This is a genomic window from Roseiarcus fermentans, assembly GCF_003315135.1.
GTDB classification, from domain to species: domain Bacteria; phylum Pseudomonadota; class Alphaproteobacteria; order Rhizobiales; family Beijerinckiaceae; genus Roseiarcus; species Roseiarcus fermentans.
On sequence record NZ_QNRK01000031.1, the window covers coordinates 7,910 to 33,299 of the forward strand.

The 25,390-nt window shown below is 69.0% G+C and carries 12 protein-coding genes; 6 read left to right on the forward strand and 6 right to left on the reverse strand.

From position 1 onward, the window contains the following. Positions 1-648: 648 nt before the first annotated feature. Complete coding sequence (gene leuC, locus DFR50_RS22895) at positions 649-2,052, reverse strand: 3-isopropylmalate dehydratase large subunit (RefSeq protein WP_113891588.1); 1,404 nt, start codon at positions 2,050-2,052, stop codon at positions 649-651. 94 nt (positions 2,053-2,146) lie between these two features. On the opposite strand from leuC, the gene DFR50_RS22900 reads away from it, so the two are divergent. From DFR50_RS22900 to DFR50_RS22925, 6 genes are all read left to right on the forward strand, one after another. Then, positions 2,147-2,371 (forward strand): hypothetical protein, encoded by a 225-nt coding sequence (locus tag DFR50_RS22900; protein WP_113891589.1) that lies wholly within the window; start codon positions 2,147-2,149, stop codon positions 2,369-2,371. 124 nt (positions 2,372-2,495) lie between these two features. Continuing rightward, positions 2,496-4,298 carry an FAD-dependent oxidoreductase gene (locus DFR50_RS22905; RefSeq protein ID WP_113891590.1) on the forward strand — a complete coding sequence of 601 codons (1,803 nt, stop codon included), beginning with the start codon at positions 2,496-2,498 and terminating at the stop codon, positions 4,296-4,298. Next, complete coding sequence (locus tag DFR50_RS22910; RefSeq protein WP_113891591.1) at positions 4,268-6,106, forward strand: 2-oxoacid:acceptor oxidoreductase subunit alpha; 1,839 nt, start codon at positions 4,268-4,270, stop codon at positions 6,104-6,106. Before DFR50_RS22905 ends, DFR50_RS22910 begins: the two co-directional genes overlap by 31 nt. Beyond that, positions 6,103-7,158, forward strand: a complete 1,056-nt coding sequence (locus DFR50_RS22915; RefSeq protein ID WP_113891592.1) for a 2-oxoacid:ferredoxin oxidoreductase subunit beta — start codon at positions 6,103-6,105, stop codon at positions 7,156-7,158. The genes DFR50_RS22910 and DFR50_RS22915 overlap by 4 nt, the downstream gene beginning before the upstream one ends. 200 nt (positions 7,159-7,358) lie before the next feature. Further along, complete coding sequence (locus DFR50_RS22920) at positions 7,359-9,920, forward strand: hypothetical protein (RefSeq protein ID WP_147262866.1); 2,562 nt, start codon at positions 7,359-7,361, stop codon at positions 9,918-9,920. Positions 9,921-10,551: 631 nt separating this feature from the next. After that, the gene (locus tag DFR50_RS22925; RefSeq protein ID WP_113891594.1) at positions 10,552-14,904 is read left to right on the forward strand and encodes a response regulator; all 4,353 of its coding nucleotides are present in this window, start codon (positions 10,552-10,554) and stop codon (positions 14,902-14,904) included. Between the two features lie 219 nt (positions 14,905-15,123). Here the strand turns inward: DFR50_RS22925 and DFR50_RS22930 are convergent, their stop codons facing one another. The 5 genes from DFR50_RS22930 to DFR50_RS22950 all read right to left on the reverse strand — a co-directional run bounded on the left by DFR50_RS22930 (position 15,124) and on the right by DFR50_RS22950 (position 25,367). Beyond that, entirely contained in the window at positions 15,124-21,480 is a 6,357-nt protein-coding gene (locus DFR50_RS22930) for a DUF7507 domain-containing protein (RefSeq protein WP_113891595.1), read from the reverse strand. A gap of 114 nt (positions 21,481-21,594) precedes the next feature. Beyond that, complete coding sequence (locus DFR50_RS22935) at positions 21,595-22,281, reverse strand: PEP-CTERM sorting domain-containing protein (RefSeq protein WP_113891596.1); 687 nt, start codon at positions 22,279-22,281, stop codon at positions 21,595-21,597. Between the two features lie 389 nt (positions 22,282-22,670). Continuing rightward, positions 22,671-24,236 (reverse strand): glutamine-hydrolyzing GMP synthase, encoded by a 1,566-nt coding sequence (gene guaA / locus DFR50_RS22940; protein ID WP_113891597.1) that lies wholly within the window; start codon positions 24,234-24,236, stop codon positions 22,671-22,673. Positions 24,237-24,281: 45 nt separating this feature from the next. Next, positions 24,282-24,815, reverse strand: a complete 534-nt coding sequence (locus DFR50_RS22945; protein WP_113891598.1) for an NADPH-dependent FMN reductase — start codon at positions 24,813-24,815, stop codon at positions 24,282-24,284. Between the two features lie 105 nt (positions 24,816-24,920). Continuing rightward, complete coding sequence (locus DFR50_RS22950; protein WP_245428066.1) at positions 24,921-25,367, reverse strand: DUF29 domain-containing protein; 447 nt, start codon at positions 25,365-25,367, stop codon at positions 24,921-24,923. Between the last annotated feature and the right edge of the window lie 23 nt (positions 25,368-25,390).

A 25,390-nucleotide genomic window follows, 5' to 3' on the forward strand; every position in this document is an offset into this window, starting at 1 on the left:
AGCGGATCATCCATCCTTCCGGTTCTCAGACCGGGCCTCTCCCCTTCTCCGCGAAGCGGGGAAGGTGGCCCGAAGGGCCGGATGGGGTGTGGAAAGCAGGACTCCAGCGGCGACAGGGACGCGGCGCCGGTCGTGCGATCCGTCAGCGTCGATGAAGCGGCCCACACCCCATCCGGCGCTTCGCGCCACCTTCCCCAGCAAAGCTGGGGAAGGGTGAAAACCTCAGCGCCACGCCCGCACGTCGACGAACCGCACCGCGATCGCCGCCGCCGGCGCCATCGCCGGCGACACGAGGTGGGTGCGGCCCTTGTAGCCCTGGCGGCCTTCGAAGCGGCCGTCGGCGAGTTCGCCGACGATGCGCCGCCGTCCTGCGTCGAAGCTGGCGGCGGAGGCTACCTCTTTTGGCAGCCACCGCCCCAGAGCTTCCGCGGATCATCCATCCTTCCGGTTCTCAGACCGGGCCTCTCCCCTTCTCCGCGAAGCGGGGAAGGTGGCCCGAAGGGCCGGATGGGGTGTGGAAAGCAGGACTCCAGCGGCGACAGGGACGCGGCGCCGGTCGTGCGATCCGTCAGCGTCGATGAAGCGGCCCACACCCCATCCGGCGCTTCGCGCCACCTTCCCCAGCAAATCTGGGGAAGGGTGAAAACCTCAGCGCCACGCCCGCACATCGACGAACCGCCCCGCGATCGCCGCCGCCGCCGCCATCGCCGGCGACACGAGGTGCGTGCGGCCCTTGTAGCCCTGGCGGCCTTCGAAGTTGCGGTTCGAGGTCGAGGCGCAGCGCTCGCCCGGAAGCAGTTTGTCCGGGTTCATCGCCAGGCACATCGAGCAGCCGGGCTCGCGCCATTCGAAGCCGGCGGCGAGGAAGATCTTGTCGAGCCCCTCGGCTTCCGCCTGCGCCTTGACGAGGCCGGAGCCCGGCACGACCATCGCGCTCACCCGCTCGCTCACCCTTTTTCCTTCCGCGATCTTCGCGGCGGCGCGCAGGTCCTCGATGCGGCCGTTGGTGCACGAGCCGATGAACACGCGGTCGATCGCGAGGTCGGCGATCTTCTCGCCCCCCTTCAGCCCCATGTAGTCGAGCGCGCGCTGGAGTCCGGCGCGCTTCTGGTCGTTCGCGGCGTCCTCCAGGCGCGGCACGAAGCCGGCGATGGTGGCGACGTCCTGCGGGCTCGTGCCCCAGGTGACGATCGGCGGCAGGTCGGAGGCGTCGAGCACGATCTCGGCGTCGAAGGCGGCGCCGTCGTCGCTGCGCAGCGTCTCCCAATAGCGCAAGGCCTGCTCCCAGGCGGCGCCCTTCGGCGATTTCGGGCGGCCCTCGAGATACGCGTAGGTCTTCGCGTCGGGCGCGACGAGGCCGGCGCGGGCGCCGCCCTCGATCGACATGTTGCACACCGTCATGCGGCCTTCCATCGACAGCGCCTCGATCGCCTCGCCGCAATATTCGATCACGTGGCCGGTGCCGCCGGCGGTGCCGATCTCGCCGATCACGGCCAGAATGATGTCCTTGGCGGTCACGCCATCGGGCAGCGTCCCGTCGACGCGCACGCGCATGTTCTTCGCTTTTGCCTGGATCAGCGTCTGGGTCGCGAGCACGTGCTCGACCTCGGAGGTGCCGATGCCGTGGGCGAGCGCGCCGAAGGCGCCGTGGGTCGAGGTGTGGCTGTCCCCGCAGACGATGGTCGTGCCCGGCAAGGTGAAGCCCTGCTCGGGGCCGATGATGTGGACGACGCCCTGGCGCGGATCGAACTCGTCGTAATATTCGATGCCGAACGCCTTCGCGTTGGCGGCGAGGGTCTCGACCTGCTGGCGGCTCTCGGGATCGGCGATGCCCTGGCTGCGGTCGGTGGTCTGGATGTTGTGGTCGACGACGGCGAGCGTCTTCTCCGGCGCCCGCACGCGCCGGCCCGACAGGCGCAGGCCCTCGAACGCCTGCGGGCTCGTCACCTCGTGGACGAGGTGGCGGTCGATGTAGATCAGGCTCGAGCCGCCCGCCGTCTCGATGACGTGGTCGTCCCAGATCTTGTCGTACAACGTCCGCGGCTTGGCCATGAAACGGTCTCCGGCGCCGGTTGCCGGCGCGAAAGGGGGAAGGGTAAGGTCGGCGCGCCTTTTAAGCCGATTGCGACCAAGACGGAAGGGGCCGATGACCACAGCCGAACGCGCCGCGAACGAACTCGCCGATCTGGTTGCGCGCAATCCGTCCATTTCCGACGGCCTGGCGCAGTTCGAGCGGATCTACGACGCCTATATGATCGAAATGGCGGGGGACTTCGTCGACAAGCGCGAGGCGCTGCTCGACGCCTTTCGGGCGAAGGCGCTCGAGGGCGACCTCGCCCAGCTGATCGCCGACAAACTCGGCGCCGTCTGACCGGGCGCGGCGTTTTCGCGCGCGATTCCCAGGGCGATTTTTTCGCCTGCGCGCCCGAAAATCGGCGTATGAATGGCGTGAACTGGCGCCGGGGCGCCGGAGCAATTTGGGAGGACTTGCCGTCGTGCGGGCGACTGACGTCAAGAATCCGGATTATTTTCACCGTGTCATCGATTGCCAGTGGGCCTGTCCGGCTCACACGCCGGTCCCGGAATATATCCGCCGCATCGCCCAGGGGGATTACCAGGGCGCCTACCTGATCAACTGGAAGTCGAACGTCTTTCCCGGCATCCTCGGCCGGACCTGCGATCGCCCCTGCGAGCCGGCCTGCCGGCGCGGGCGGCTCGAGGAGCAGCCGGTGGCGATCTGCCGGCTGAAACGGGTCGCAGCCGACCTCAAGGACGACATCGCCGGGCTCTTGCCGAAAGCCCCGCGGGACAAGAACGGCAAGCGCGTCGCCTGCGTCGGCGCGGGGCCAGCCTCGCTCACCGTCGCCCGCGACCTCGCAGCGATCGGCTACGAGGTCGTGGTGTTCGATTCCGACTCGCGCGCCGGCGGCATGATGCGCAGCCAGATCCCGAAATTCCGGCTGCCCGACGAGGTGATCGACGAGGAGGTCGGCTACGCCCTCTCGACCGGCGCGACCTTCGTCGCGGCCCGGCGCATCGCCAGCCTCCGGGCGCTGATCGCGGAAGGCTACGACGCGATCTTCGTCGGCTGCGGTGCGCCGCACGGGCGCGACCTCGCCATCCCCGGCCGCGGCGAGGCGGCGCGCAACGTCCGCATCGGCATCGAGTGGCTGGCGAGCGTGTTCTTCGGCCATACCCACACGATCGGGCGGCGCGTGGTGGTGCTCGGCGGCGGCAACACGGCGATGGACTGCTGCCGCAGCGCGCGCCGGCTCGGGGGCGAAGAGGTCAAGGTGGTCGTGCGCTCCGGCTACGCGGAGATGAAGGCCTCGGCCTGGGAGAAAGAGGACGCCGTCCACGAGGGCGTCGAAATCCTGAACTGGCTCGTTCCGAAAGCCTTCACGCACGAAGCCGGCAAGCTCACCGGCGTCACGTTCGAACGGGTCAGGCCGGTCAAGGACGAGCATGGCCGGCGCCAGCTGGTTGCGGCGGGCGAACCGGACGTGCAGATCCCGTGCGACGACGTGCTGATCGCGGTGGGCCAGGAGAACGCCTTTCCCTGGATCGAGGCGGACCTCGGCATCAAGCTCAACCGCAGCGGCTATCCGGCGATCGACCCGACGACCTTCGCCTCGAGCCTGCCCGGCGTGTTCTTCGGCGGCGACGCGGCCTTCGGTCCGAAGAACATCATTACCGCCGTCGCGCACGGCCACGAGGCGGCGATCTCGATCGACGCCTTCTGCCACGGGCGCAGCCTGCGCGACCGGCCGCCGCCGATGACCAATCTCGTCAGCCAGAAGATGGGCCTGCACGAGTGGTCCTACGACCACGCCATCACGCTCGACCGCCGCCATGTCGTGCCGCAGGTCGAGCGCGCCGCGGCGCTGCGCAACCTGCGCACCGAGGTTGAACTCGGCTTCTCCCTCGAGCAGGCGCTGGGCGAGGCGCGGCGCTGCCTCAATTGCGACGTGCAGACGGTGTTCTCCGCCCCGGCCTGCATCGAATGCGACGCCTGCGTCGACATCTGTCCGATCGACTGCATCTCCTTCGTGCCGAACGCGCCCGAGGACGAGGTGCGCCGTTCGCTCAACGCGCCGGCGGTCAATCTCGACCAGCCGATCCTGGTGTCGGAGCCGGTGAAGAGCCTCAAGGTGATGGTCAAAGACGAGGACCTCTGCCTCCACTGCGGCCTGTGCGCCGACCGCTGTCCGACCGGCGCGTGGGACATGGAAAAGTACACCATCGAAATGGCCCAGGCGGGACATCCATGCCGATCGAAGCAACCAACGATTTCGTGATCCGTTTCGCCAACGTGAACGGGTCTGGCTCGGCGAGCGCCAACCTTCTGTTCGCCAAGGCCATTTTGCGCATGGGGGCGCCGATCGCGCCGCGCAACATCTTCCCCTCCAACATCCAGGGCCTGCCGACCTGGTACGAGGTGAGGGTGAGCGAGCGCGGGTTTCTCGGCGCGCGCGGCGGCGGCGCCGACATGCTGGTGGCGATGAACGCGCAGACCTTCGCCCAGGACGTCGCGGCGCTCAGCGTCGGCGGCTATCTGTTCTACGATTCCACCCGCCCGCTGCCGCCGACCATGACCCGCGGCGACATCGCCGTCATCGGCATGCCGCTCACCGAACTCTGCGCCGCGCGCTATTCCGACCCGCGCCAGCGCCAGCTCTACCGCAACATGGCCTATGTCGGCGCGCTCGCGGCGCTGCTCGACATCGAGGTCGGCGTGCTCGAGGAGCTGATCGCCGAGCGGTTCAAGGGCAAGGACAAGCTGATCGAGGCGAACGCGCGCGCGCTCCGCCTCGGCTTCGACGACGCCAAAACCCGCTTCGCCTGCCCGCTCGGCCTGCGCGTGCGCCGCAGCGAAGCGGTCGGCGACCGCATTCTGGTCGAGGGCAACTACGCCTCGGCGCTCGGCGCGCTCTACGGCGGGGCGACCGTGTGCGCCTGGTATCCGATCACGCCCTCGACGTCGGTCGCCGAGTCGTTCGAGCGCCTCGCCGGGCGCTATCGCGTCGACCCGGCGACGGGGGGCAAGAATGTCGCCATCGTTCAGGCCGAGGACGAGATCGCGGCGATCGGCATGGTGGTCGGCGCGGGCTGGAACGGCGCGCGCGCCTTCACCGCCACCTCCGGCCCCGGCGTGTCGCTGATGCAGGAGTTCTTCGGCCTCGCCTATTTCGCCGAGGTCCCGGTGGTGGTGGTCGACGTGCAGCGCGGCGGCCCGTCGACCGGAATGCCGACCCGCACCCAGCAGTCGGACCTGATCCTGTGCGCCTTCGCCTCGCACGGCGACACCAAGCACGTCCTGCTCATTCCCGACGGCCCCGGCGAAGCGTTCGAATTCACCGCTGCGGCCTTCGACCTCGCCGAGCGGCTGCAGACGCCGGTGTTCGTCATGCTCGACCTCGACATCGGCATGAATTCGCACCTGACCGAGCCGTTCCGCTGGGACGACGAGCGCCTCTACGACCGCGGCAAGGTGCTGAGCCCGCGCCAGCTCGACGAGATCGTCGAGTTCGGCCGCTACAAGGACGTCGACGGCGACGGCGTGCCCTATCGCACGCTGCCGGGCGGTCACCCGACGCTGGGCGCCTATTTCACCCGCGGCACCAGCCGCGACCGCTATGCGCGCTATACCGAGGACCCTGCGCCTTACGTCGACAACATGGAGCGGCTGGCGCTGAAGTTCGAGACGGCGCGCAGGCTCGCGCCCGCGCCGGTGCTGACCAGCGCCGGCGCGCCGGCGCCGATCGGCATCGTCCATTTCGGCTCGACCGCCGCCGCCATGGACGAGGCGCTGGCGCTGCTGGCGGACGCGGGCCTCGCGGCCGATGCGCTGCGCATCCGGGCCTTTCCGCTCAGCCCCGACATCGCCGGGTTCGTGCGCGCGCACGAGCGTGTGTTCGTCGTCGAGCAGAACCGGGACGCGCAGATGAAGACGCTGATGACGAGCGATCTCGGGCTCGACCCGGCGGACCTGACTTCCATCCTGCACTTCGGCGGTTCGCCAATCACCGCCCGCTTCATCGCCGACGCCGTCGCCGCCCGGCTGAAACCCGCCGCCGCCCCGCCGATCCTCGAGGACGTGACATGACCTTTCAGGGCAAGCCGAAGTTCCGCCATCCGTCGATCCCGACCAACACGCTCGGCTTCACCCGTCGCGACTACGAGGGGTCGATGTCGACGCTGTGCGCCGGCTGCGGCCACGATTCGATCACAGCGGCGATCGTGCACGCCTGCTTCGAGCTGGCGCTGCCGCCGCACCGGGTGGCCAAGCTCAGCGGCATCGGTTGCTCGTCGAAGACGCCGACCTACATGCTCGGCCAGAGCCACGGCTTCAACTCGGTGCACGGCCGCATGCCCTCGGTGCTGACCGGCGCCTATCTCGCCAACCGCGAGCTCGCCTATCTGGGCGTCTCCGGCGACGGCGACACCGCCTCGATCGGCCTCGGGCAGTTCTGCCACGTCATGCGGCGCGGCGTGCGCATGGTCTACATCGTCGAGAACAACGGCGTGTACGGACTCACCAAGGGCCAGTTCTCGGCGACCGCCGACCGCGGCTCGAAGAGCAAGAAGGGCGCGCGCGCCGCCGACGAGCCGATCGACCTCGCGGCGCTCGCCATCCAGCTCGGCGCGACCTTCGTCGCCCGCAGCTTCTCCGGCGACAAGGGGCAGCTCGTGCCGCTGCTGAAGGCCGCATTCGGGCACCGCGGCGCGGCCTTCATCGACGTGATCTCGCCCTGCGTCACGTTCAACAACCACGAGGGCTCGACCAAGAGCTACGATTACGTGCGCGAGCACAACATCGCGGTCAGCGCGCTCGACTTCATCACCGGGCGCGAGCCGATCGAGATCGACTACGCCGAGGGCGCGGCGCTCGCCGTGACCATGCACGACGGCGCCACCATCCACCTGCGCAAGCTCGACGCCGAGCACGATTTCTCCGACCGCGCCGCGGCGCTGACGCTGCTCGAGCGCTGCCGCGAGACCGGCGAGATCCCGACCGGCCTGCTCTATCTCGACGACGACGTCGAGGAATTGCACGACACGCTCGGCACGACGGCGCGGCCGCTGAACGCGCTAACGGAAGCGGAACTCTGCCCGGGGGCGAAGGCGCTGGAGGCGATCAACCGGGGGTTGCGGTAGAGGTCCGCGCCTGCGGGCTTTTTACCAAATCCGGCGCGATGGACCGCGGCGAAGACCGTCGGCTGAGACAGCCCTCCGCGATGGCGCGATGGCTCAGCCGTCGGCGCGCTGTCAACCGGCTCGTATCCAATGAAGCCGCCCGCGTTCTCTCGACGAAGATGCGCCTACTCGATAGCGTCGCGCGAACTTCGGAGACGCGCATGCGCAAGCCTCGACGCCGCACGGTCCTTGGGTGGATCGCCAGCGCCATCGCGCTGTTGTGGCCTTGGCCCGTTCTCGCCGAAGCCCTCCTCGTCGGCGTCAACGTGGTCAATCCGATGCGCGCCAGCGTCGCGGATCAGAACGCCATCCTCGCCGAGATCAAGGCCGCGCGCGTCGCCGTCATCCGCTGCGGGATCTCGAACGACGACAAGGGCGTCGATTTCGCGAAACGCGCGCTGGCTCAGGGCATAAGGCTGCAACTGATCGTCACGCCGGAATACGGACCCAGCGCGCCGAAGCGACCCTATCAGCCCGACGCCTTCCCGCATATGTGGGGCGGCCCGCCGCTGTCCGCAGCCGATCCGGCGCTCTCGAAGGCGGCGTTCCAGCGCCTGTTCGACGCCCTCGACGCGGCCGGAATTCCGATCGCCGGCGCCGAGCTCGGCAACGAGATCAATTGGGCGGGATTCAATCCCGAGTTCCCGCTGCCCGGCGAAGGGAGAATCTTCAGCCTCGAGGATCTCGCCGGCGATCCCGAGGCCGCACAGGTCGCCAGGGGATTCCTGAAATATCTCGATGTTCTCGCGGCCCTGAAGGACGTACGCGACCGCTCGCGGCTCAATCACGCCGCGCCGATCATCTCCGCCGGTCTCGTCAGCGCCGAGGATGGGGCGAAGATCTACAACAGCAAGAAAGAGGACATGGTCAGCCTGTCGGCGACCCTCGCCTTCCTGCGCGCCCACGGGCTCGACCGACTCGTCGACGCCTATGGCGTTCACGCCTATCCCTCGACCGCCCGGCCCGGCGACCCCGCCGCGACGGCGGCGTTGAAGCAGCGTTTGCAGCGCGTCGATCTCGCCGCATGCCGGCCCCGGGGCGCCGGCGCCGGAAAGCCGTGCTGGATCACCGAATGGGGATTTCCCAACGCCGATCTGGCCTGCCCGAGCGCGAGGGAGGCGGGCCGCACCCTGCTCGTCGAGGAGACGCGCGCCGCTTTCTCGGAGGCCGCGGCCGAAGGCCGGCTCATGGGGATCGACTATTTCTCCTGGAACTCCGACCCGTGGTCGAAGGAGCCCGACGCCGACAGCGTCTTCCGCTGCGGCGCGCTCACTCAGAGCGGCCGCGCCGCGATGGCTCCCGAAGTCCGGGAAGCGAAGGCGGCGAGCGCCGAACCGGGGCGGGCGGGTCCGGACGGTTCGATGCGCGTGCGGGTCGGGCCGCCGCTCGTCGTCCGCGGCCCGGCCCCGGACATCGCCGACGATTCCTTCACCGAGATCGAACTGCCCAACGGGCTCTTCCGCGGCTTCACCGCCGCCGGGACCACCATCGCAATCGACGGCAAGACGCCGCACGACATGGGCGGCAAGGCGAGGACCGTGCTCGGGCGCGGGCCGCCCGGCGCTCCCGATTCGTGCGGTCAATGGCTCCAGCATGTCGAGCGGCAGGGCAAGACTTTGATCGGCTGGGTGCACAACGAGACGGCGTGCGACTACGCCAAGGGCGGCCAGACTCACGCCAGCATGACGATCGCGACCTCGGCCGACGACGGTCTGACCTGGACGGTCGAAGGCCCGATCATCCGGGGAACCGATCCCCCGGCCGCGGGTAAGGAGACCGGCGACAGCTGCGTCACGGCGATCCGGGGCGACGACGGATATGACTACGCTTATTGCAAGCACAATGGCGGCCACCCTTGGGAGGGCGGCTACGGCTTCATCGCCCGCGCGCCTGCGTCGGATCCCGGCCCCGGCAAGTGGACGAAATATTTCGACGGCGCCTGGTCCGAGCCCGGCGTCGACGGCCGGTCGGGCAAGCTCGACGGCGGCGGCGTCGCGTGGTGGCGGACGACCAGCCAAACCCTCGGGCTCAACTGGGTGAAGGGCGGCCTGGGGCTCGAAGCGTCCAAAGACCGCCTGCATTTCGCCCCTGTCTTCGCCGAGCCGCTCATGCTGGCGGAGCCGGGCGACTGGTCGCGCAAGAACGGCCTCGAGCTGGTCGCCTACCCCGTCCTGCTCGACGCGAAGTCCGGGAGCAACCAGCTCGGCGACCGCTGGCTGCTGACCTACATGTATCTCAGCCCCGGCGAGACCTTCGCAAGGCGCTATCTCGTCTTCCGTCCCGTCGACATCGCCTGGACGCGCGGGCCGGGCGAGCCGGAAGTCGGCGAGATGCTGACGCACTGGTACGCCGCAGCGCGCCACGACCATTGGGCGACGACCGCCCCCGTGCCGGAAAACAATAGCGCCTATAAGCTCGTCGCCGAGCTCGGCTATGTCATGACGAGTCCCGACGCTGCGCACGCTTCCGTCGAGCTCGAGGAATGCGTCAGCGACGGGCCGGGGCATCCGGACCATATCCTGATCGAGAATGGCGTTTGTGAAAGCCACGGCTACCGCCGCCTGCGCAGCGCCGGCTTCGTCTATTCCGCGCAACAGACCAATACGCAGCCGCTCTACCGCTGCTACTCCGACTCGGAAAAATCCCATTTCGCCGCCAATCGCGACGACTGCGACGGGATGGGCAAGCGCGAGGCGCTGCTGGGATATGACCTCGAGCGATAAGGTCCACGCCGGCCTGCTCTTGATCAGAGCCCTGCCGCACCGGCCGCGGCGGCTTCGGCCTCGCGCCCGGAATTCTTCCTTGCGCGAGAGGGCGATCCCGCCGCCCCCGCGCCGAGGGGACCGGTCCCGACCCCCGAGCCGCGCGCCTTTCTCGCGCCCTTCCTCGGAGAGGACGGCGCGCCGGCGTCCGATCCGGACCGGCTCGCGGCTCTGTTCGCGACAGCGACCGCCGCCGGCTGGAATCCACGTCTCGCCCCATCTCGGCCCCTGGATCGAGCGCGTGCGCCCGCGCCGCGGCGCGGCGCGGCGCAAGGTCCTGGACGACGGCGGACGCCTCGGCTTCCCCGAGCCGCGCGCCCGCATCCTCCATCAGTCGGAAGCGGACAGGCGCGTCCGGTCGACCGGGCGCCCGGGGAGCGGGCGCCCTCCCGCTGAGCGACGCCATCTCCGCGCTGGCGGTCGGCTCGGGACTTGCGATCCGGAGCAAAAGCCACAAAAACGACCGGTCGCGATGCTTGGTTCCCAGCGGCGGTGAACCATGTGTGCAAGTCTCTCGTATCCCGGTAGTTTGCCGTCGAGCGGTGCGTGATTTCGGCCGCGAAGGATGGTTCGGGGTTCGAGGACGGCATCGATGCGTGCTTCTGCGAAGGTCGACGACGCTGATTCCGGCGAGACCGGGCGCGGTTTCCTGTCGGGAGGCGGAGAACTCGGGGCGCTCCTGCGCGGCTACCCGTGGGAGACGACGCCGCTCGGCGCGCCCGACTCCTGGCCGCAAAGCCTGATGATGGCGATTCGGATCATGCTGACCTCCCGCCAGCCGATCTGGATCGGCTGGGGCGAGGCGCTCACGACCTTCTACAACGACGCCTACAAGTCGATCATCGGCGGCAAGCACCCGTGGGCGCTCGGCCGTCCCACGCGCGAGGTCTGGAGCGAGATCTGGGACCAGATCGGCCCCATGCTCGACACCGCGCTCGGCGGCGACCAGGGCACCTACGTCGAATCGCAGCTCCTGATCATGGAGCGCAACGGCTATCCGGAAGAGACCTACTACACCTATTCCTACAGCCCCATCCCGACCGACGACGGGGCGGTCGGGGGCATTTTCTGCGCCAACACCGACGACACGCAGCGGGTGATCGGCGAACGGCAGCTCGCCTCGCTGAGGGATCTCGCGGCGGAGGGGGGTCACGCGCGCAACTGGCGGGAAGCCTGCGCGCTCAGCGCCGGCGCGCTCGCCAGGAACCCGCGCGATCTGCCATTCTCGATGATCTATGTCGCCGAGCGCGACGCCTGCGCGGCGGAACTCGCCGGCTGCTCCGGCATCGCGCCGGGCCACCCGCTCGCCCCCGCCTCCCTCGCCCTCGCGCAAGGCTCGCCCTGGCCGATCGCCGACGTCTTGCGGACGCAGACCGTCGTCGTCGTCCCGACCGTCGAGGCCGTCGCGGGCGAAGCCGTCCCCGCGGGGCCCTGGCCCCAGCCCCCCGCGCGCGCCGCTCTGCTTCCCATTCCGCCGAGCGGCGACGGCGGACGCGCCGGCGTGCTGGTCGTCGGCCTCAATCCGTTCCGGCTGTTCGACGACAGCTATCGCGGCTTCCTGGGCCTCGCGGCGGGACAGATCGCGTCCGCGATCGCCAACGCCCAGGCCTACGAGGAGGAGAAGCGGCGGGCGGAAGCGCTGGCAGAGCTCGACCGCGCCAAGACGGCGTTCTTCTCCAACATCAGTCACGAGTTCCGCACGCCGCTGACCCTGATGCTCGGTCCGATCGAAGACATGCTGCAGGAAACGTCGGCGCGCCTGGCGGCGGTCGATCGCGCCCGTCTCGAGACCGCCCACCGCAACAGCCTGCGCCTGCTCAAGCTGGTGAACGCGCTGCTGGAATTTTCCCGCATTGAAGCCGGCCGGATCGACATGAGCTTCGAACCGGTGGACCTTTCCCGCCTGACCAGCGAGCTCGCGTCAAACTTCGAGTCGGCGACCGTGCGCGCCGGCCTCAGCCTCGACATCGTGTGCGAAGACTTGCCCGCGCCGGTCTACGTCGATCGCGACATGTGGGAGAAGATCGTCCTCAACCTCCTGTCGAACGCCTTCAAATTCACGTTCGAGGGCGTGATTTCGGTCCAGCTCCGCATTTCCGACGATCGCCGCGCCGCCGAACTCGTCGTCCGCGACACCGGCGTCGGCATTCCTGCGGCCGAGCTGCCGCGACTGTTCGAACGCTTCCACCGGATCGAAGGCCAGAGGAGCCGCTCGTTCGAGGGGTCGGGGATCGGCCTCGCCCTCGTGCAGGAACTCGTCCGGCTGCACGGCGGAAGCATCCGGGCCGAGAGCGACGAGGGCCGCGGCGCCGCCTTCACGATCTCGATTCCCTTCGGAACAGGCCATCTCGCCGAGGACAGGATCGGCCGGGGCCGCACCCGCGCTTCGACCTCGCTTCGCGCCGACGCCTTCGTCGAGGAGGCCATGCGCTGGCTGCCGGACGGAGCGATCGGCGACAGCCCGGACGACCGGGGCGACGAACCGCTCGACCTTTCGTTTGCGGGACGAACCGCCGGCGCCCGCATCCTGATCGCCGACGACAACGCGGACATGCGCCGCTACCTGCGGCGGCTGCTCGAATCGCGCTTCGAGGTCGAGACGGTTGCGAACGGGCGGGCGGCGCTCGAGGCGATTCGGGCGCGAAAGCCCGACCTCGTGCTCACCGACGTCATGATGCCGGAGCTCGACGGCTTCGGGCTGCTGGGCGAAATCAGAGGCGACGGCGCGCTCGCCGACCTTCCCGTCATCGTGCTGTCGGCGCGCGCCGGCGAGGAGGCGCGGGTGGAAGGCCTCCAAGCCAGGGCGGACGACTATCTCACCAAGCCTTTCTCGGCCCGCGAGCTGATCGCACGGGTCAACGCCAACCTCGAACTGTCGCTTCTCCGACGCGAGGCGACGCGCGGCCTCCGCGAGAGCGAGGCCCGCTTCCGCAACATGGCCGAGCACGCGCCGGTGATGATGTGGATGTCCGATCCGGCCGGGTCGCTGACCTATCTCAACCAGCTCTGGTCCGAATTCACCGGCCAGACCCTCGACGGGGCGCTCGGGTCGGGGGCCTGGGACGCGCTTCATCCCGACGACCGGGCCGCGACGCGCGACGCCTTTCGCCACGGCAACGCGGCGCAACAGCCCTTTCGCGCCGAGTTCCGCCTGCTTCGCCACGACGGGGTGTATCGCTGGGCGCTCGGCGCCGCGGCGCCGCGCTTCGGCGACGACGGCCGGTTCCTCGGCTACATCGGCTCGATCATCGACATCGCCGACCGCAAGGAGGCCGAGCGGGTCCTGCGGGAGGCCAATGACTTGCTCGAGCAGCGGGTCGCCGCCGCCGTCGACGAGCGGCGCCAGGCGGAGGCGCAGTTGCTCCAGGCGCAGAAGATGGAGGCGGTCGGCAAGCTCACCGGCGGCGTCGCGCACGACTTCAACAACGTCCTGCAGATCATCGGCGGCAACCTGCAATTGCTCGGCCGCGACGTGGTGGGAAACGAGCGCGCGGAGAAGCGCCTTCACACGGCGATTTCCGCCATCTCGCGCGGGTCCAAGCTCGCCTCGCAATTGCTCGCCTTCGGCCGGCGCCAGCCGCTCGCCCCCAAGGTGGTCAACCTCGGCCGTCTGATTCGCAGTTTCGACGACATGCTGCGCCGGGCGCTCGGCGACGGCGTCGAAGTCGAGACGCTGGTCGCCGGAGGCCTGTGGAACGCCTTCGTCGACACGGTCCAGTTCGAGAACGCCCTCCTCAATCTGGCGATCAACGCGCGCGACGCGATGGGCGGACACGGCAAGCTCACCATCGAGGCCGGCAACGCCTGGCTCGACGACGACTACGCGGCGCGTCACGACGAGGTGACGCCCGGCCAGTACGTCATGCTCGCCGTCACCGACACCGGCGCCGGAATCGCGCCGGACGTGATGGGCCGCGTCTTCGAGCCGTTCTTCACCACCAAGCCCGAAGGCCAGGGAACCGGCCTCGGACTCAGCATGGTGTACGGCTTCGTCAAGCAATCGGGCGGCCACATCAAGATCTACAGCGAGGTGGGCCAGGGCACGACCGTGCGCGTCTACCTGCCCCGTGCGCGCGGCCAGGAGGACGTCGAGACGGACGTCGACATGGGCCAGGCGACCGGCGGCGCGGAGACGGTGCTCGTCGTCGAGGACGACGAGGAAGTCCGCATGACGGTGGTCGACATGCTGTCGGACATGGGCTACCGGGTGCTCAAGGCCAAGGACGCGGGCAGCGCGCTGGCGATCGTCGAAAGCGGCGTCCCGATCGACCTTCTGTTCACCGACGTGGTCATGCCGGGCGCGCTCAGGAGCCCGGAACTCGCTCGCCGGGCGCAGGCGCGGCTGCCCGACCTCGCGGTCCTGTTCACCTCTGGCTACACCGAAAACGCCATCGTGCACGGGGGCCGCCTCGACGACGGCATCGAGCTGCTCAGCAAGCCCTACAGCCGCGATGCGCTGGCGCGGAAGATCCGCCACGTGCTGAGAAACCAGCAGCAGCGCAATGCGGCCCGCGCGGCGCCGCGAGCAGACTCGCCGCCATCCGCGCGCCCGGCCGCCTCGCCGCGGCCGCTCAGGGTCCTGCTGGTGGAGGACGACGCGTTAATCCGGTTCGCGACGGCGGAGATGCTGACCGACCTCGGGCACGCCGTCGAGGAAGCGGGCGATGCGGAGGAGGCGCTCGCGACCCTCGACCGGGACGGCTTCGACGTGATGGTGACCGATCTCGTCCTGCCCGGCATGTCGGGCGAGGATCTCGCCGCGCAGGCGGCGACGCGGCGGCCGGGGTTGAAGATCGTCTTCGCCACCGGATACGACCTCGCCGCGCACGGCGGACGGGACGGCGCGCGCGCGGTGGTGCTGCAAAAGCCCTACGATGAGAAGAGCATGGCCGCGGCGCTGCAGGCGGCGATGGCCCCGGATGGGTCGCTGCGCTCCGGGGCGTGAGCCGGGGCGCCTCCCGGAGAGCCCGCGGCTTTCCCTGGAACAGCCGACGGGTCGCGGCTGTCGGCCGCAGCGGCGGCGCGGACGCCCGGAGGAGCGCAGACAACGAGCGCCGCAAGCGACGCGATCGCGCTGCGGGCGGAACGATGGGCCGGGTCCGCACGAGAACCGGCCGTGACCTTCGGCCCCCGACGGCGATCCGCCCCCTGTCCTCCCGGCCCCTTACGCGTGCGACACGCCGGCGACGTGTTGGTCGTAGAGGACCGCCCAGAACGCTCCGGCCGAGTTTTGGTGGACGTCGGTGATCGCGCCGTGGTTGTTCCAGCCGATCATCGAGCCGTCGGACGACACGACGAGCGAGCCGTTGTTGAAGTCCGTCAAGGCGTTGGTGAGACCCAAGGCATTGGCGGTGATGGTCAGATGGTCCCAGTTGCCCGCCGCCGTGGCGGCAAGGACGTCCTGCATCGTCGTATACGCCGCGTTGCTGGTCGACAGCGCCGGGCTCGAGAACGACGTGAACGCAGCGCCGCCGTTGTATTCGGAGCTATCGAGCGTCCCGTTATGATTGACGTCGACATTCGCCGCCGCATCGGTGTTGGATGCGACGCCCGTGCCGAAGTCGTTCCCGGTCAGCCACAGGACCGACTCCTCGATCAGGCCGCTCGGCGCGGCTTCGTAGCCGGACGCGAGGCCGCCATGCGACTGGTCGAAGGCGAGGTCATTGTAGAGGTTCATCTGCGCCGCGACGAGCTGGGACGCTACGGCGACGCGGGCGTCGCCCGACCCGCTCGCGCCGAGCAGGCTCTTGGCTGCAGAAGCGGTGAAGGTCAGGTCGTTGTAGTCGTGGTTCCCGGTTTCCGCTGCGTTGGTCGGTCCGTCGTTCGCGACCCCGCCGCCGTTCACGTCGCCGAGAACGAGCTTGCTCGAACTGGGGTCCACGCCCGTCCACGAGGCGCTGGCCCAACCGCTTGCCGTGCGGGAAGCGGTCGTTGCGGCGGGCGTCTGGAAGGACGCCGAGGACGACGCCGTGACCACGCTCGCGCCGTCGTAGGTCCCCGACGCCGTCGCCGTATCGGCGATCGTCGCGCCCATCTGGGAGGGCGTCAGGGTCGCGATCGACGACTCCTCGGACTGCCCGGCCCCGAGCAACGATGAGGCGAGCGAGACGTTCAAGCCGGCCGCCGAATCGTGGACCGAGACACTCGAGAGATCGACGTTGCCGGAATTGACGACGAGAACCTCGAACTCCACCGGTCCGGCAGAGGCGACAGGCGCGCCCGTATGCAGATCGGCGGCGGCTATTCCGGTGTCCTGACTGATGACCGAGTTGCTGAGGCCGCCGCACCCGCCGGACGCAGCGTACCAGTTGACGCCGCCGTCGGTCGAAACCAGTTCGACCGCGGTCAGGCCGGGGGTCTGCGCGATCGCGGTCGTCGCCGACGCGGTCTGCTTTACGTTCTGCGCGTCGTTGACCGTCACCGAACTGACGAACGAGCCGGCGTCGACGTCGGCTTGCGTCACGACATGAGTGCCGGTCAGGGTTTCGCTGGCGCCGACGGCGAGCGTCGCCGCGCCGCCCGTCAACGCAACCGGGCCGTAGGCGTAGGTGAGCCCGGTGAGGCCGACGTCGCCGGTGTTGGTGACCGTCACCGCATAGCTGATCGTCTGACCGACCGCGGTAACGCCGCCCGAGCCGGCGCCGCAACCGCCGTCAGAACCGCAGCCGCCCCAACCGCTGGAGCCGCAGCCGCCGCTGCCGTTGGGGTTGGCGGCCATCGAAACCTGGAGACCCGGCTGGTAGGTGATCTGCGTCGTCGCCGAGGCCTGGACGGCGGCGGTCTGCGCGTCGGTCGCGGTCGCGACGTTCACAATGTCGCCGGAGCCGGCGGGATTGCCGTCGTTGCTCATGTCGGCGGCGGTGATCGTGTAGCTCGTGGTGTAGGTGAGGCTCTGACCCACGCCGAGCGTGACGTTGCTCGCCAGTTTCGCGCCCGTCAACGCGTCGATGATGACGAGATTCGTCAACGCCACGTTGCCGGTGTTGGCGGCGACGATCTGGTAGGTGATCGTGTCGCCCGCGTCGACGACGGAGGCCGAGCCGCTCCCTCCGCTCGAGCCGCAACCTGAGCCGCCGCCCCAATCGGCATCGTCGCCGCAATCCGAACCGCCACCGCCGCCGCATCCCGAGCCGCCGCCCCCCCAACCCGGCCCGCATCCGCTGTTGCTGCTGTCGCTGATCGAGGTGACAACCTTGGTCAGACTGAGCCCCGGCGCGTAGTTCAGAACGGTCGTGGCGCTCGCGGCGACCGCAGACGTCTGGTTGTCGGTCGCGGTCGCGGTATTGACGATGTCGCCGCTGCCCGCCGGATTGCCGTCGTTGCTCATGTCCTGAGCGGTCACGGTGTAGCTGGTCGTGAACGTGTCGGTCGCGCCCGCCGCCAGGCTCGCGCCGCTGATCAGGGTCTTCCCGGTCAGCGGGTCGACGACCGTCAGGCCGGTCAGGGTCACGCCGCCAGTGTTGGTTGCGACAATCGAGTAGTTGATCGTGTCGCCGGCCACCGCCTTGCTGCCGGGGCTGAGGGTGGTGGTTCCCGAGCCGCTGGTTCCGCAGCCGTGCGAGCCGCTGCCGGGCTCCGTGATCGACGTGACGGTCTTGGCGAGGGACAGGCTCGCCGGCTTGTGCTGCTCGACGGGCGTGTACACGGTGTTGGAAGTCGCCGGCGCGTTCTGGGCGTCGGTCGCGGTCGCGGTGTTGGCGATCGCCGTCCCGGCGTTGATCTCGGCTTGCGTCGCCGCCACGGTGAAGGTCAGCGTCTGCGACTGGCCGACGCCGAGCGAGGCGATCGTCCCGACGACATTGCCCGCGGTCGGATCCATCGGGTCGGTCACGACCACGTTGGTCAGCGTCTCGTTGCCGGTGTTTTTGGCGACGATCGTGTAGGTCAGCGTCTGCGTCGCCGAGTCGATGCTGTTGGCCGCGTCGCCGGAATAGACCGGAGCGCTGGTGGCAACACTCTTCACCAGCGACAGGCCCGGATGCTGGTCGACAAACGTCGTCACCGTGTTCGAGGTCGCCGGCGCGTTCTGGGCGTCGGTCGCGGCCGCGGTGTTGGCGATCGCCGTCCCGGCGTCGATCTCGGCTTGCGTCGCCGCCACGGTGAAGGTCAAAGTCTGCGACTGGCCGACGCCGAGCGCGGCGATCGTGCCGACGACATTGCCGGCGGTCGGGTCCATCGGGTCGGTCACGACCACGTTGGTCAGCGTCTCGTTGCCGGTGTTTTTGGCGACGATCGTGTAGGTCAGCGTCTGGCCGGCCGCGTCGACCGACCCGGCCGCGTCGCCCGCGAGCGACGGCGTGGTCGAAACTGACTTCGTCAGCGACAGCCCGCCATGCTGATCGACCGACGTCGTCACCGTATTCGAGGTCGCCGGCGCGTTCTGGGCGTCGGTCGCGGCCGCGGTGTTGGCGATCGCCGTCCCGGCGTCGATCTCGGCCTGCGTCGCCGCCACGGTGAAGGTCAAGGTCTGCGACTGGCCGACCCCGAGCGCGGCGATCGTGCCGACGACATTGCCGACGGTCGGGTCCATCGGGTCGGTCACGACCACGTTGGTCAGCGTCTCGTTGCCGGTGTTTTTGGCGACGATGGTGTAGGTCAGCGTCTGGCCGGCCGCGTCGACCGATCCGGCCGCGTCGCCCGCGAGCGACGGCGTGGTCGAAACCGACTTCGTCAGCGACAGTCCGCCATGCTGATCGACCGATGTCGTCACCGTGTTGGACGTCGCCGGCGCGTTCTGGTCGTCGGCGCCGCTCGCGGTGTTGGCGATCGCCGTCCCGGCGTCGATCTCGGCCTGCGTCGCCGCCACGGTGAAGGTCAGCGTCTGCGACTGGCCGACGCCGAGCGCGGCGATCGTGCCGACGACATTGCCGGCGGTCGGATCCATCGGGTCGGTCACGACCACGTTGGTCAGCGTCTCGTTGCCGGTGTTTTTGGCGACGATCGTGTAGGTCAGCGTCTGGCCGGCCGCGTCGACCGACCCGGCCGCGTCGCCCGCGAGCGACGGCGTGGTCGAAACCGACTTCGTCAGCGACAGGCCGCCGTGCTGATCGACCGACGTCGTCACGGTGTTCGAAGTCGCCGGCGCGTTCTGCGTATCGGTCGCGGTCGCGGTGTTGGCGATCGCCGTCCCGGCGTCGATCTCGGCCTGCGTCGCCGCGACCGTGAAGGTCAAAGTCTGCGACTGGCCGGCGCCGAGCGAGGCGATCGTCCCGACCACAGTGCCCGCGGTCGGGTCCATCGGGTCGGTCACGACCACGTTGGTCAGCGTCTCGTTGCCGGTGTTTTCGGCGACGATCGTGTAGGTCAGCGTCTGGCCGGCCGCGTCGACCGACCCGGCCGCGTCGCCCGCGAGCGACGGCGTCGTCGAAACTGACTTCGTCAGCGACAGGCCGCCATGCTGATCGACCGACGTCGTCACGGTGTTCGAAGTCGCCGGCGCGTTCTGGTCGTCGGCGCCGCTCGCGGTGTTGGCGATCGCCGTCCCGGCGTCGATCTCGGCCTGCGTCGCCGCCACGGTGAAGGTCAGCGTCTGCGACTGGCCGACGCCGAGCGCGGCGATCGTGCCGACGACATTGCCGGCGGTCGGGTCCATCGGGTCGGTCACGACCACGTTGGTCAGCGTCTCGTTGCCGGTGTTTTTGGCGACGATCGTGTAGGTCAGCGTCTGGCCGGCCGCGTCGACCGATCCGGCCGCGTCGCCCGCGAGCGACGGCGTGGTCGAAACCGACTTCGTCAGCGACAGTCCGCCATGCTGATCGACCGATGTCGTCACCGTGTTGGACGTCGCCGGCGCGTTCTGGTCGTCGGCGCCGCTCGCGGTGTTGGCGATCGCCGTCCCGGCGTCGATTTCGGCCTGCGTCGCCGCCACGGTGAAGGTCAGCGTCTGCGACTGGCCGACGCCGAGCGCGGCGATCGTGCCGACGACATTGCCGGCGGTCGGGTCCATCGGGTCGGTCACGACCACGTTGGTCAGCGTCTCGTTGCCGGTGTTTTCGGCGACGATCGTGTAGGTCAGCGTCTGGCCGGCCGCATCGACCGACCCGGCCGCGTCGCCAGCGAGCGACGGCGTCGTCGAAACCGACTTCGTCAGCGACAGGCCGCCATGCTGATCGACCGACGTCGTCACGGTGTTCGAAGTCGCCGGCGCGTTCTGGTCGTCGGCGCCGCTCGCGGTGTTGGCGATCGCCGTCCCGGCGTCGATCTCGGCCTGCGTCGCCGCCACGGTGAAGGTCAAGGTCTGCGACTGGCCGACGCCGAGCGCGGCGATCGTCCCGACCACAGTGCCGGCGGTCGGGTCCATCGGGTCGGTCACGACCACGTTGGTCAGCGTCTCGTTGCCGGTGTTTTTGGCGACGATCGTGTAGGTCAACGTCTGGCCGGCCGCGTCGACCGACCCGGCCGCGTCGCCCGCGAGCGACGGCGTGGTCGAAACCGACTTCGTCAGCGACAGTCCGCCATGCTGATCGACCGACGTCGTCACCGTATTCGAGGTCGCCGGCGCGTTCTGGTCGTCGGCGCCGCTCGCGGTGTTGGCGATCGCCGCCCCGGCGTCGATCTCGGCCTGCGTCGCCGCCACGGTGAAGGTCAAGGTCTGCGACTGGCCGACGCCGAGCGCGGCGATCGTGCCGACGACATTGCCGGCGGTCGGATCCATCGGGTCGGTCACGACCACGTTGGTCAGCGTCTCGTTGCCGGTGTTTTTGGCGACGATGGTGTAGGTCAGCGTCTGGCCGGCCGCGTCGACCGATCCGGCCGCGTCGCCGGCGTAAGTCGCGGCGCTGGCGGCGACGCTCTTCGTCAGCGACAGGCCCGGATGCTGCGCGATGGTCGTGGTGACGGTGGACGAACCTTTCACCGATTGCGCATCGGTCACCGACGCGGTGTTCACGATCGCGACGCCGGCGTCGATCTCGGCCTGAGTGACCGTGAGCGAACCGGTGAGCGTTTCCGTCGACCCCGGCGTCAGCACGCTGGCGCCGCCTGTCAAGGCAACCGATCCGGTCAGGGCGCCCGAAAGCGCATCCGTGACGGCGACGCCGGTCAGCAAACCGGTCCCGGTGTTTTTGACCGTCACCGTATAGTGGATGACCTGCCCTGCGGTGTCGGCCTCCCCGCCGTTGGCGTCGACGTCGGCGACGTCTTGCGGCGTGGTCGTAAAGGTCTTGGTAATCGTGAGGGAGTTGGACGCGGAATCCGTAAACGGCGTCGACGCAGACGGGCCGACCGCGGTGACGCTGCCGTCCGGATTGAGGGTAACTTCCGTCGCGGTCAACAGGTCGGACGTGTTCGCGTAGGTGTAGTCGACCAGAAACGGGGTGGAGACGTCGCCCGTATCTGACGCGGTCGCGAACCAGGCGACGGGAGCGGAATAGGTCCCGTCCGGCTGAAGGATCTGGACCTGAAATTCGATCGTGCTGTTCGGGTCGAAGCCGGTTGCGGTAAAGATCGCCTCGGAGCCGGGTGCGTAATCCGGCTGATCGGTGGCGACCGAGGGGGTGCTGGAGTCGGAAATATCGGTCATGACAGCTTCCCGGTTGGACGCAAAAAACCACACCCGAGCTCACGTCGTGAACTCGACCCGTCTTGTCAAAGATTGGAAATTATGGCTGCTCCGGCCTCGCGCCGGACCCGCGTATCAGGCGCGGGACGCCGATGGCGCTGACGGGCGGCGGTAACCTGCGGCGCCGAGCGCCGCGAACCCGACGAGCGCCATGACCCAGGTCGACGCTTCGGGAGCAGCCGCGGCTGCGATGAGCGTCTGAGTGCCGTCGGCCGACAACGCCTCGATATTCGGATTCGCCGCCCAAGTCCCGCCGGTCACGTTCTGCAGGTACGTGTTGGCGGCCGTCAGCACATCCGCATCCACGCCCGAGTAGACGATGCTGGACCCTGCGGTATTGTACTCGACATCCCAGATCGCGAGCTGAATCGCTTCCGAGTCGATCTGCTGCTGCTGCGTGATGGAGCCGGCGCCATTCACCGGGTCAATCCCGGCGAGAAGCTGATTTCCGTTGTAGACGAGCGCTCCGATCGCGCCCGGATTGGCAGGCAGAGCTCCGGGATCGACGCCGTAGGACCCGCTTTGCGCCAACGGCGTGGCGATGTCGATGCACCAGGCGAGCTGGAGGACGGCAAACGTGCTGTCCAGCAAGAAGATCTGGCTCGGCGATGGGGTATAGACGTTAACGCCACTGCCTGACGTCACCGTGGCTGTGATCGATCCGTCGATGGCCGTCGTCGTGTAATATGCATAGTTCACGTCCGCCGACGCCGACTCGATCGCCGCGACGCTACACCCCGCCGCCAAGGCGATGGCCGACATTTTCTTGCAAGACATCACGCGACATGCTCCCGGCTCGAGCCCACCCGCAGCGGCCCGCCGCCTGCCGGCGGTCACTTCCACTGAATTCGGCACGCTGTTTACATCCGCAGTGAGCGGTGTCAACAGCCGAAGCGCGCAGGCGTCACATTTCTTTCTTGTTCGGTCGGTTTCGGACAAGTCGCGACGGAGACGGCGTGCTTGCGGCCTCCGTCGGCCGTGGCGCGGACGACCGCCAGGGGAGATCGTACCGGAGACGGGTCGGGGCCGGCCGCGACGGGGCCCCCGGTCGGCGAACGCGACATCGCCGACCGATTTCCTCGCGCCCCAAATTCTCTGACGACGATTCCGCGATCCGCCACGCTAGCCTGGGCCGCTCGGCAATATCCCCTTCATTCCCACTCGATCGTGCCGGGCGGTTTCGAGGTCACGTCGTAGACGACCCGGTTGACGCCCTTGACCTCGTTGACGATCCGGGTCGCCGTCCTGGCCAGGAAGGCCATGTCGTAGGGGTAGAAGTCTGCGGTCATGCCGTCGACCGAGGTCACGGCGCGCAGCGCCACCACGCTGTCGTAGGTGCGGCCGTCGCCCATGACGCCGACGGTGCGCACCGGCAGGAGCACGGCGAAGGCCTGCCAGATCCGGTCGTAGAGCCCGGCCTTGCGGATCTCGTCGAGGTAGATCGCGTCGGCCTGGCGCAAGATGTCCATCTTTTCCCGCGTGACGCCGCCGGGGCATCGGATCGCGAGGCCGGGTCCGGGGAACGGGTGGCGGCCGACGAAGGCCTCGGGCAGGCCGAGCTCGCGGCCCAGGACCCGCACCTCGTCCTTGAACAGTTCCCGCAGCGGCTCGACCAGTCTCATCCGCATGCGCTCGGGCAGGCCGCCGACATTGTGGTGGCTCTTGATCGTCACCGAGGGGCCGCCGGTGAAGGACACGCTCTCGATCACGTCGGGATAGAGCGTGCCCTGCGCCAGAAACTCGACCGGGCCGCGCCCGTCGCTGGCGATGCGGCGCGCCTCGGCCTCGAACGCGTCGATGAACAGGCGGCCGATGGTCTTGCGCTTGGCCTCGGGGTCGTCGAGCCCTGCGAGCGCGCTCAGAAATTCGTCGGCGGCGTCGATGTGGACGAGCGGGATGTTGAAGTGACCGCGGAACAGGCCCACCACCTCGTCGGCCTCGCCCTGCCGCATGAGACCGTGGTCGACGAAGACGCAGGTCAGCTGATCGCCGATCGCCTCGTGGATCAGCACCGCCGCCACCGCCGAATCGACCCCGCCGGAGAGGCCGCAGATGACGCGCGCCTTGCCGACCTGGGCGCGGATGCGGGAAACCTCCTCGGCGCGGAAGGCGGCCATGGTCCAGTCGCCGGCGATTCCGGCGACCTTGTGCAGGAAGTTCGCGATCAGCCTCGCCCCGTCGGGCGTATGGACGACTTCGGGGTGGAACATGGTGGTGTAGTAGCGGCGCGCCTCGTCGGCGGCGACCGCGTAGGGCGCGTTGTCCGAGACGGCGTAGACGCGAAAGCCGTCCGGCAGGCGGGTGACGCGGTCGCCGTGGCTCATCCACACCGGATAATGCCGGCCGGTCTCCCAGACGCCTTCGAACAGGGCGTTCGTCGCCAGAACCTCGACGTCGGCGCGGCCGAATTCGGCGGCGTGGCCGCCCTCGACCCGGCCGCCGAGCTGTTGGCAAAGGGTCTGCTGGCCGTAGCAGATCGCGAGGATCGGGACGCCCGCGTCGATGATCGCCTGTGGAGCGCGCGGGCTTCCCGCCTCCGGGACGGAAGCGGGGCCGCCGGAGAAGATCACCGCCTTTGGGGCGAGCCGCGCGAAGGCGTCCTCCGCCTTGCTGAACGGGTGGATCTCGCAATAGACGCCCGCCTCGCGCACGCGCCGGGCGATGAGCTGCGTCACCTGCGAGCCGAAGTCGACGATGAGGACGAGGTCGTGATGCATGCGACCCCATAAGGCCAAAGCGCAGTCGCGTGCAATGGCCGAAGGTCAGGACTCCTGCACGGCCTCGCGCAAGGCGTCGAGGACGTGGCCGAGCCGCCGCGAACAGGTGGGATCGGCCACGATCTCCTCGCAGGTGATGGTCTTGCTCGTCAGCGGCAGGGTGATGAACGCGTCCGCCAGAAGGCGCGCCGCCATGGTGGCGAGGATCTCGCGCAGGTTGGCCTGGGCGTGAAAGGCGCGCGGCGAGGTGTTGATCAGCACCACCCTCTTGCCGGCGAAGGTCTCGCTCGCCACCAGCCAGTCGAGCGCGTTCTTGAACATGCCGGGCACGCCGTGGGCGTATTCCGGCGTCGCGATCACGATGGCGTCGCATGCCCCGACGATCGCGCGAAAGGTCACCACCAGTTCCGGCTTCGGCTGATCCTCGACATCGTCGTCGGGGTTATATGGCGGCAGCCGGGCGATGTCGTGATAGACGAGCACCCGCATCCCGTCCGGCGCGAGACGCGCCAGCGCCTCCAGAGCGGCCGTGTTGGACGAGCCTTGGCGAAGACTGCCGGATATCGCAAGCACGCGCATGAATTCAGTCCACGAATCGGAATCTGGCCGCCGCGAATCGGCTCGCGACCGCGCTTCTAAAGGGCCACTGCGCGTTGCGCGCAATACGACAATCCGCCGAGGCCCCTATTCGTCGCCGGGCCAGACGACCGGCCGGTCCATGAACTCGGCGTATTCGTAGGGACGAACAACCGGGAAGTCGGTCAGCGGCAGACCGGTTTCGCCCGAGGCCTCGTCACACGCATCCTCGTAGGCATCGGCGAGCGCCTCCTCGAGGCGGGACTTCAGCCCCGGGTTCTTGCGCAGCCGTCGCAGGACCCGCCGGCGCTGCTCGCGAATCGAAGCCGCCCACGTTCGGCTTCGCCGCTCCGGCTGATGGTCCCACTTCAGCAGATGCAGAAGAACGACGCGCAGCGCGCTTTCGAGCTTGTCGTACTGCTCCTCGCCCAGGTCGTCGATCTCCTCCGCGAGGCCGGCGGGATCGATTTCCCCGAGCCGACCGGCGCGCAACAGGTCGGCCTGCCGCCGCGCCCAGGAATACGGGTCCGCTTCCCTGGCGGGCGCTCGGCTCACGTCAACGACCGCGCTCCGACCCA

Coding starts and splice junctions, on each gene's coding strand:
- leuC (WP_113891588.1), bottom strand. CDS start 2,052: ATGGCCAAGCCGCGGACGTTGTACGACAAGATCTGGGACGACCACGTC.
- DFR50_RS22900 (WP_113891589.1), top strand. CDS start 2,147: ATGACCACAGCCGAACGCGCCGCGAACGAACTCGCCGATCTGGTTGCG.
- DFR50_RS22910 (WP_113891591.1), top strand. CDS start 4,268: ATGCCGATCGAAGCAACCAACGATTTCGTGATCCGTTTCGCCAACGTG.
- DFR50_RS22915 (WP_113891592.1), top strand. CDS start 6,103: ATGACCTTTCAGGGCAAGCCGAAGTTCCGCCATCCGTCGATCCCGACC.
- DFR50_RS22920 (WP_147262866.1), top strand. CDS start 7,359: ATGCGCAAGCCTCGACGCCGCACGGTCCTTGGGTGGATCGCCAGCGCC.
- DFR50_RS22925 (WP_113891594.1), top strand. CDS start 10,552: ATGCGTGCTTCTGCGAAGGTCGACGACGCTGATTCCGGCGAGACCGGG.
- DFR50_RS22930 (WP_113891595.1), bottom strand. CDS start 21,480: ATGACCGATATTTCCGACTCCAGCACCCCCTCGGTCGCCACCGATCAG.
- DFR50_RS22935 (WP_113891596.1), bottom strand. CDS start 22,281: ATGTCGGCCATCGCCTTGGCGGCGGGGTGTAGCGTCGCGGCGATCGAG.
- guaA (WP_113891597.1), bottom strand. CDS start 24,236: ATGCATCACGACCTCGTCCTCATCGTCGACTTCGGCTCGCAGGTGACG.
- DFR50_RS22945 (WP_113891598.1), bottom strand. CDS start 24,815: ATGCGCGTGCTTGCGATATCCGGCAGTCTTCGCCAAGGCTCGTCCAAC.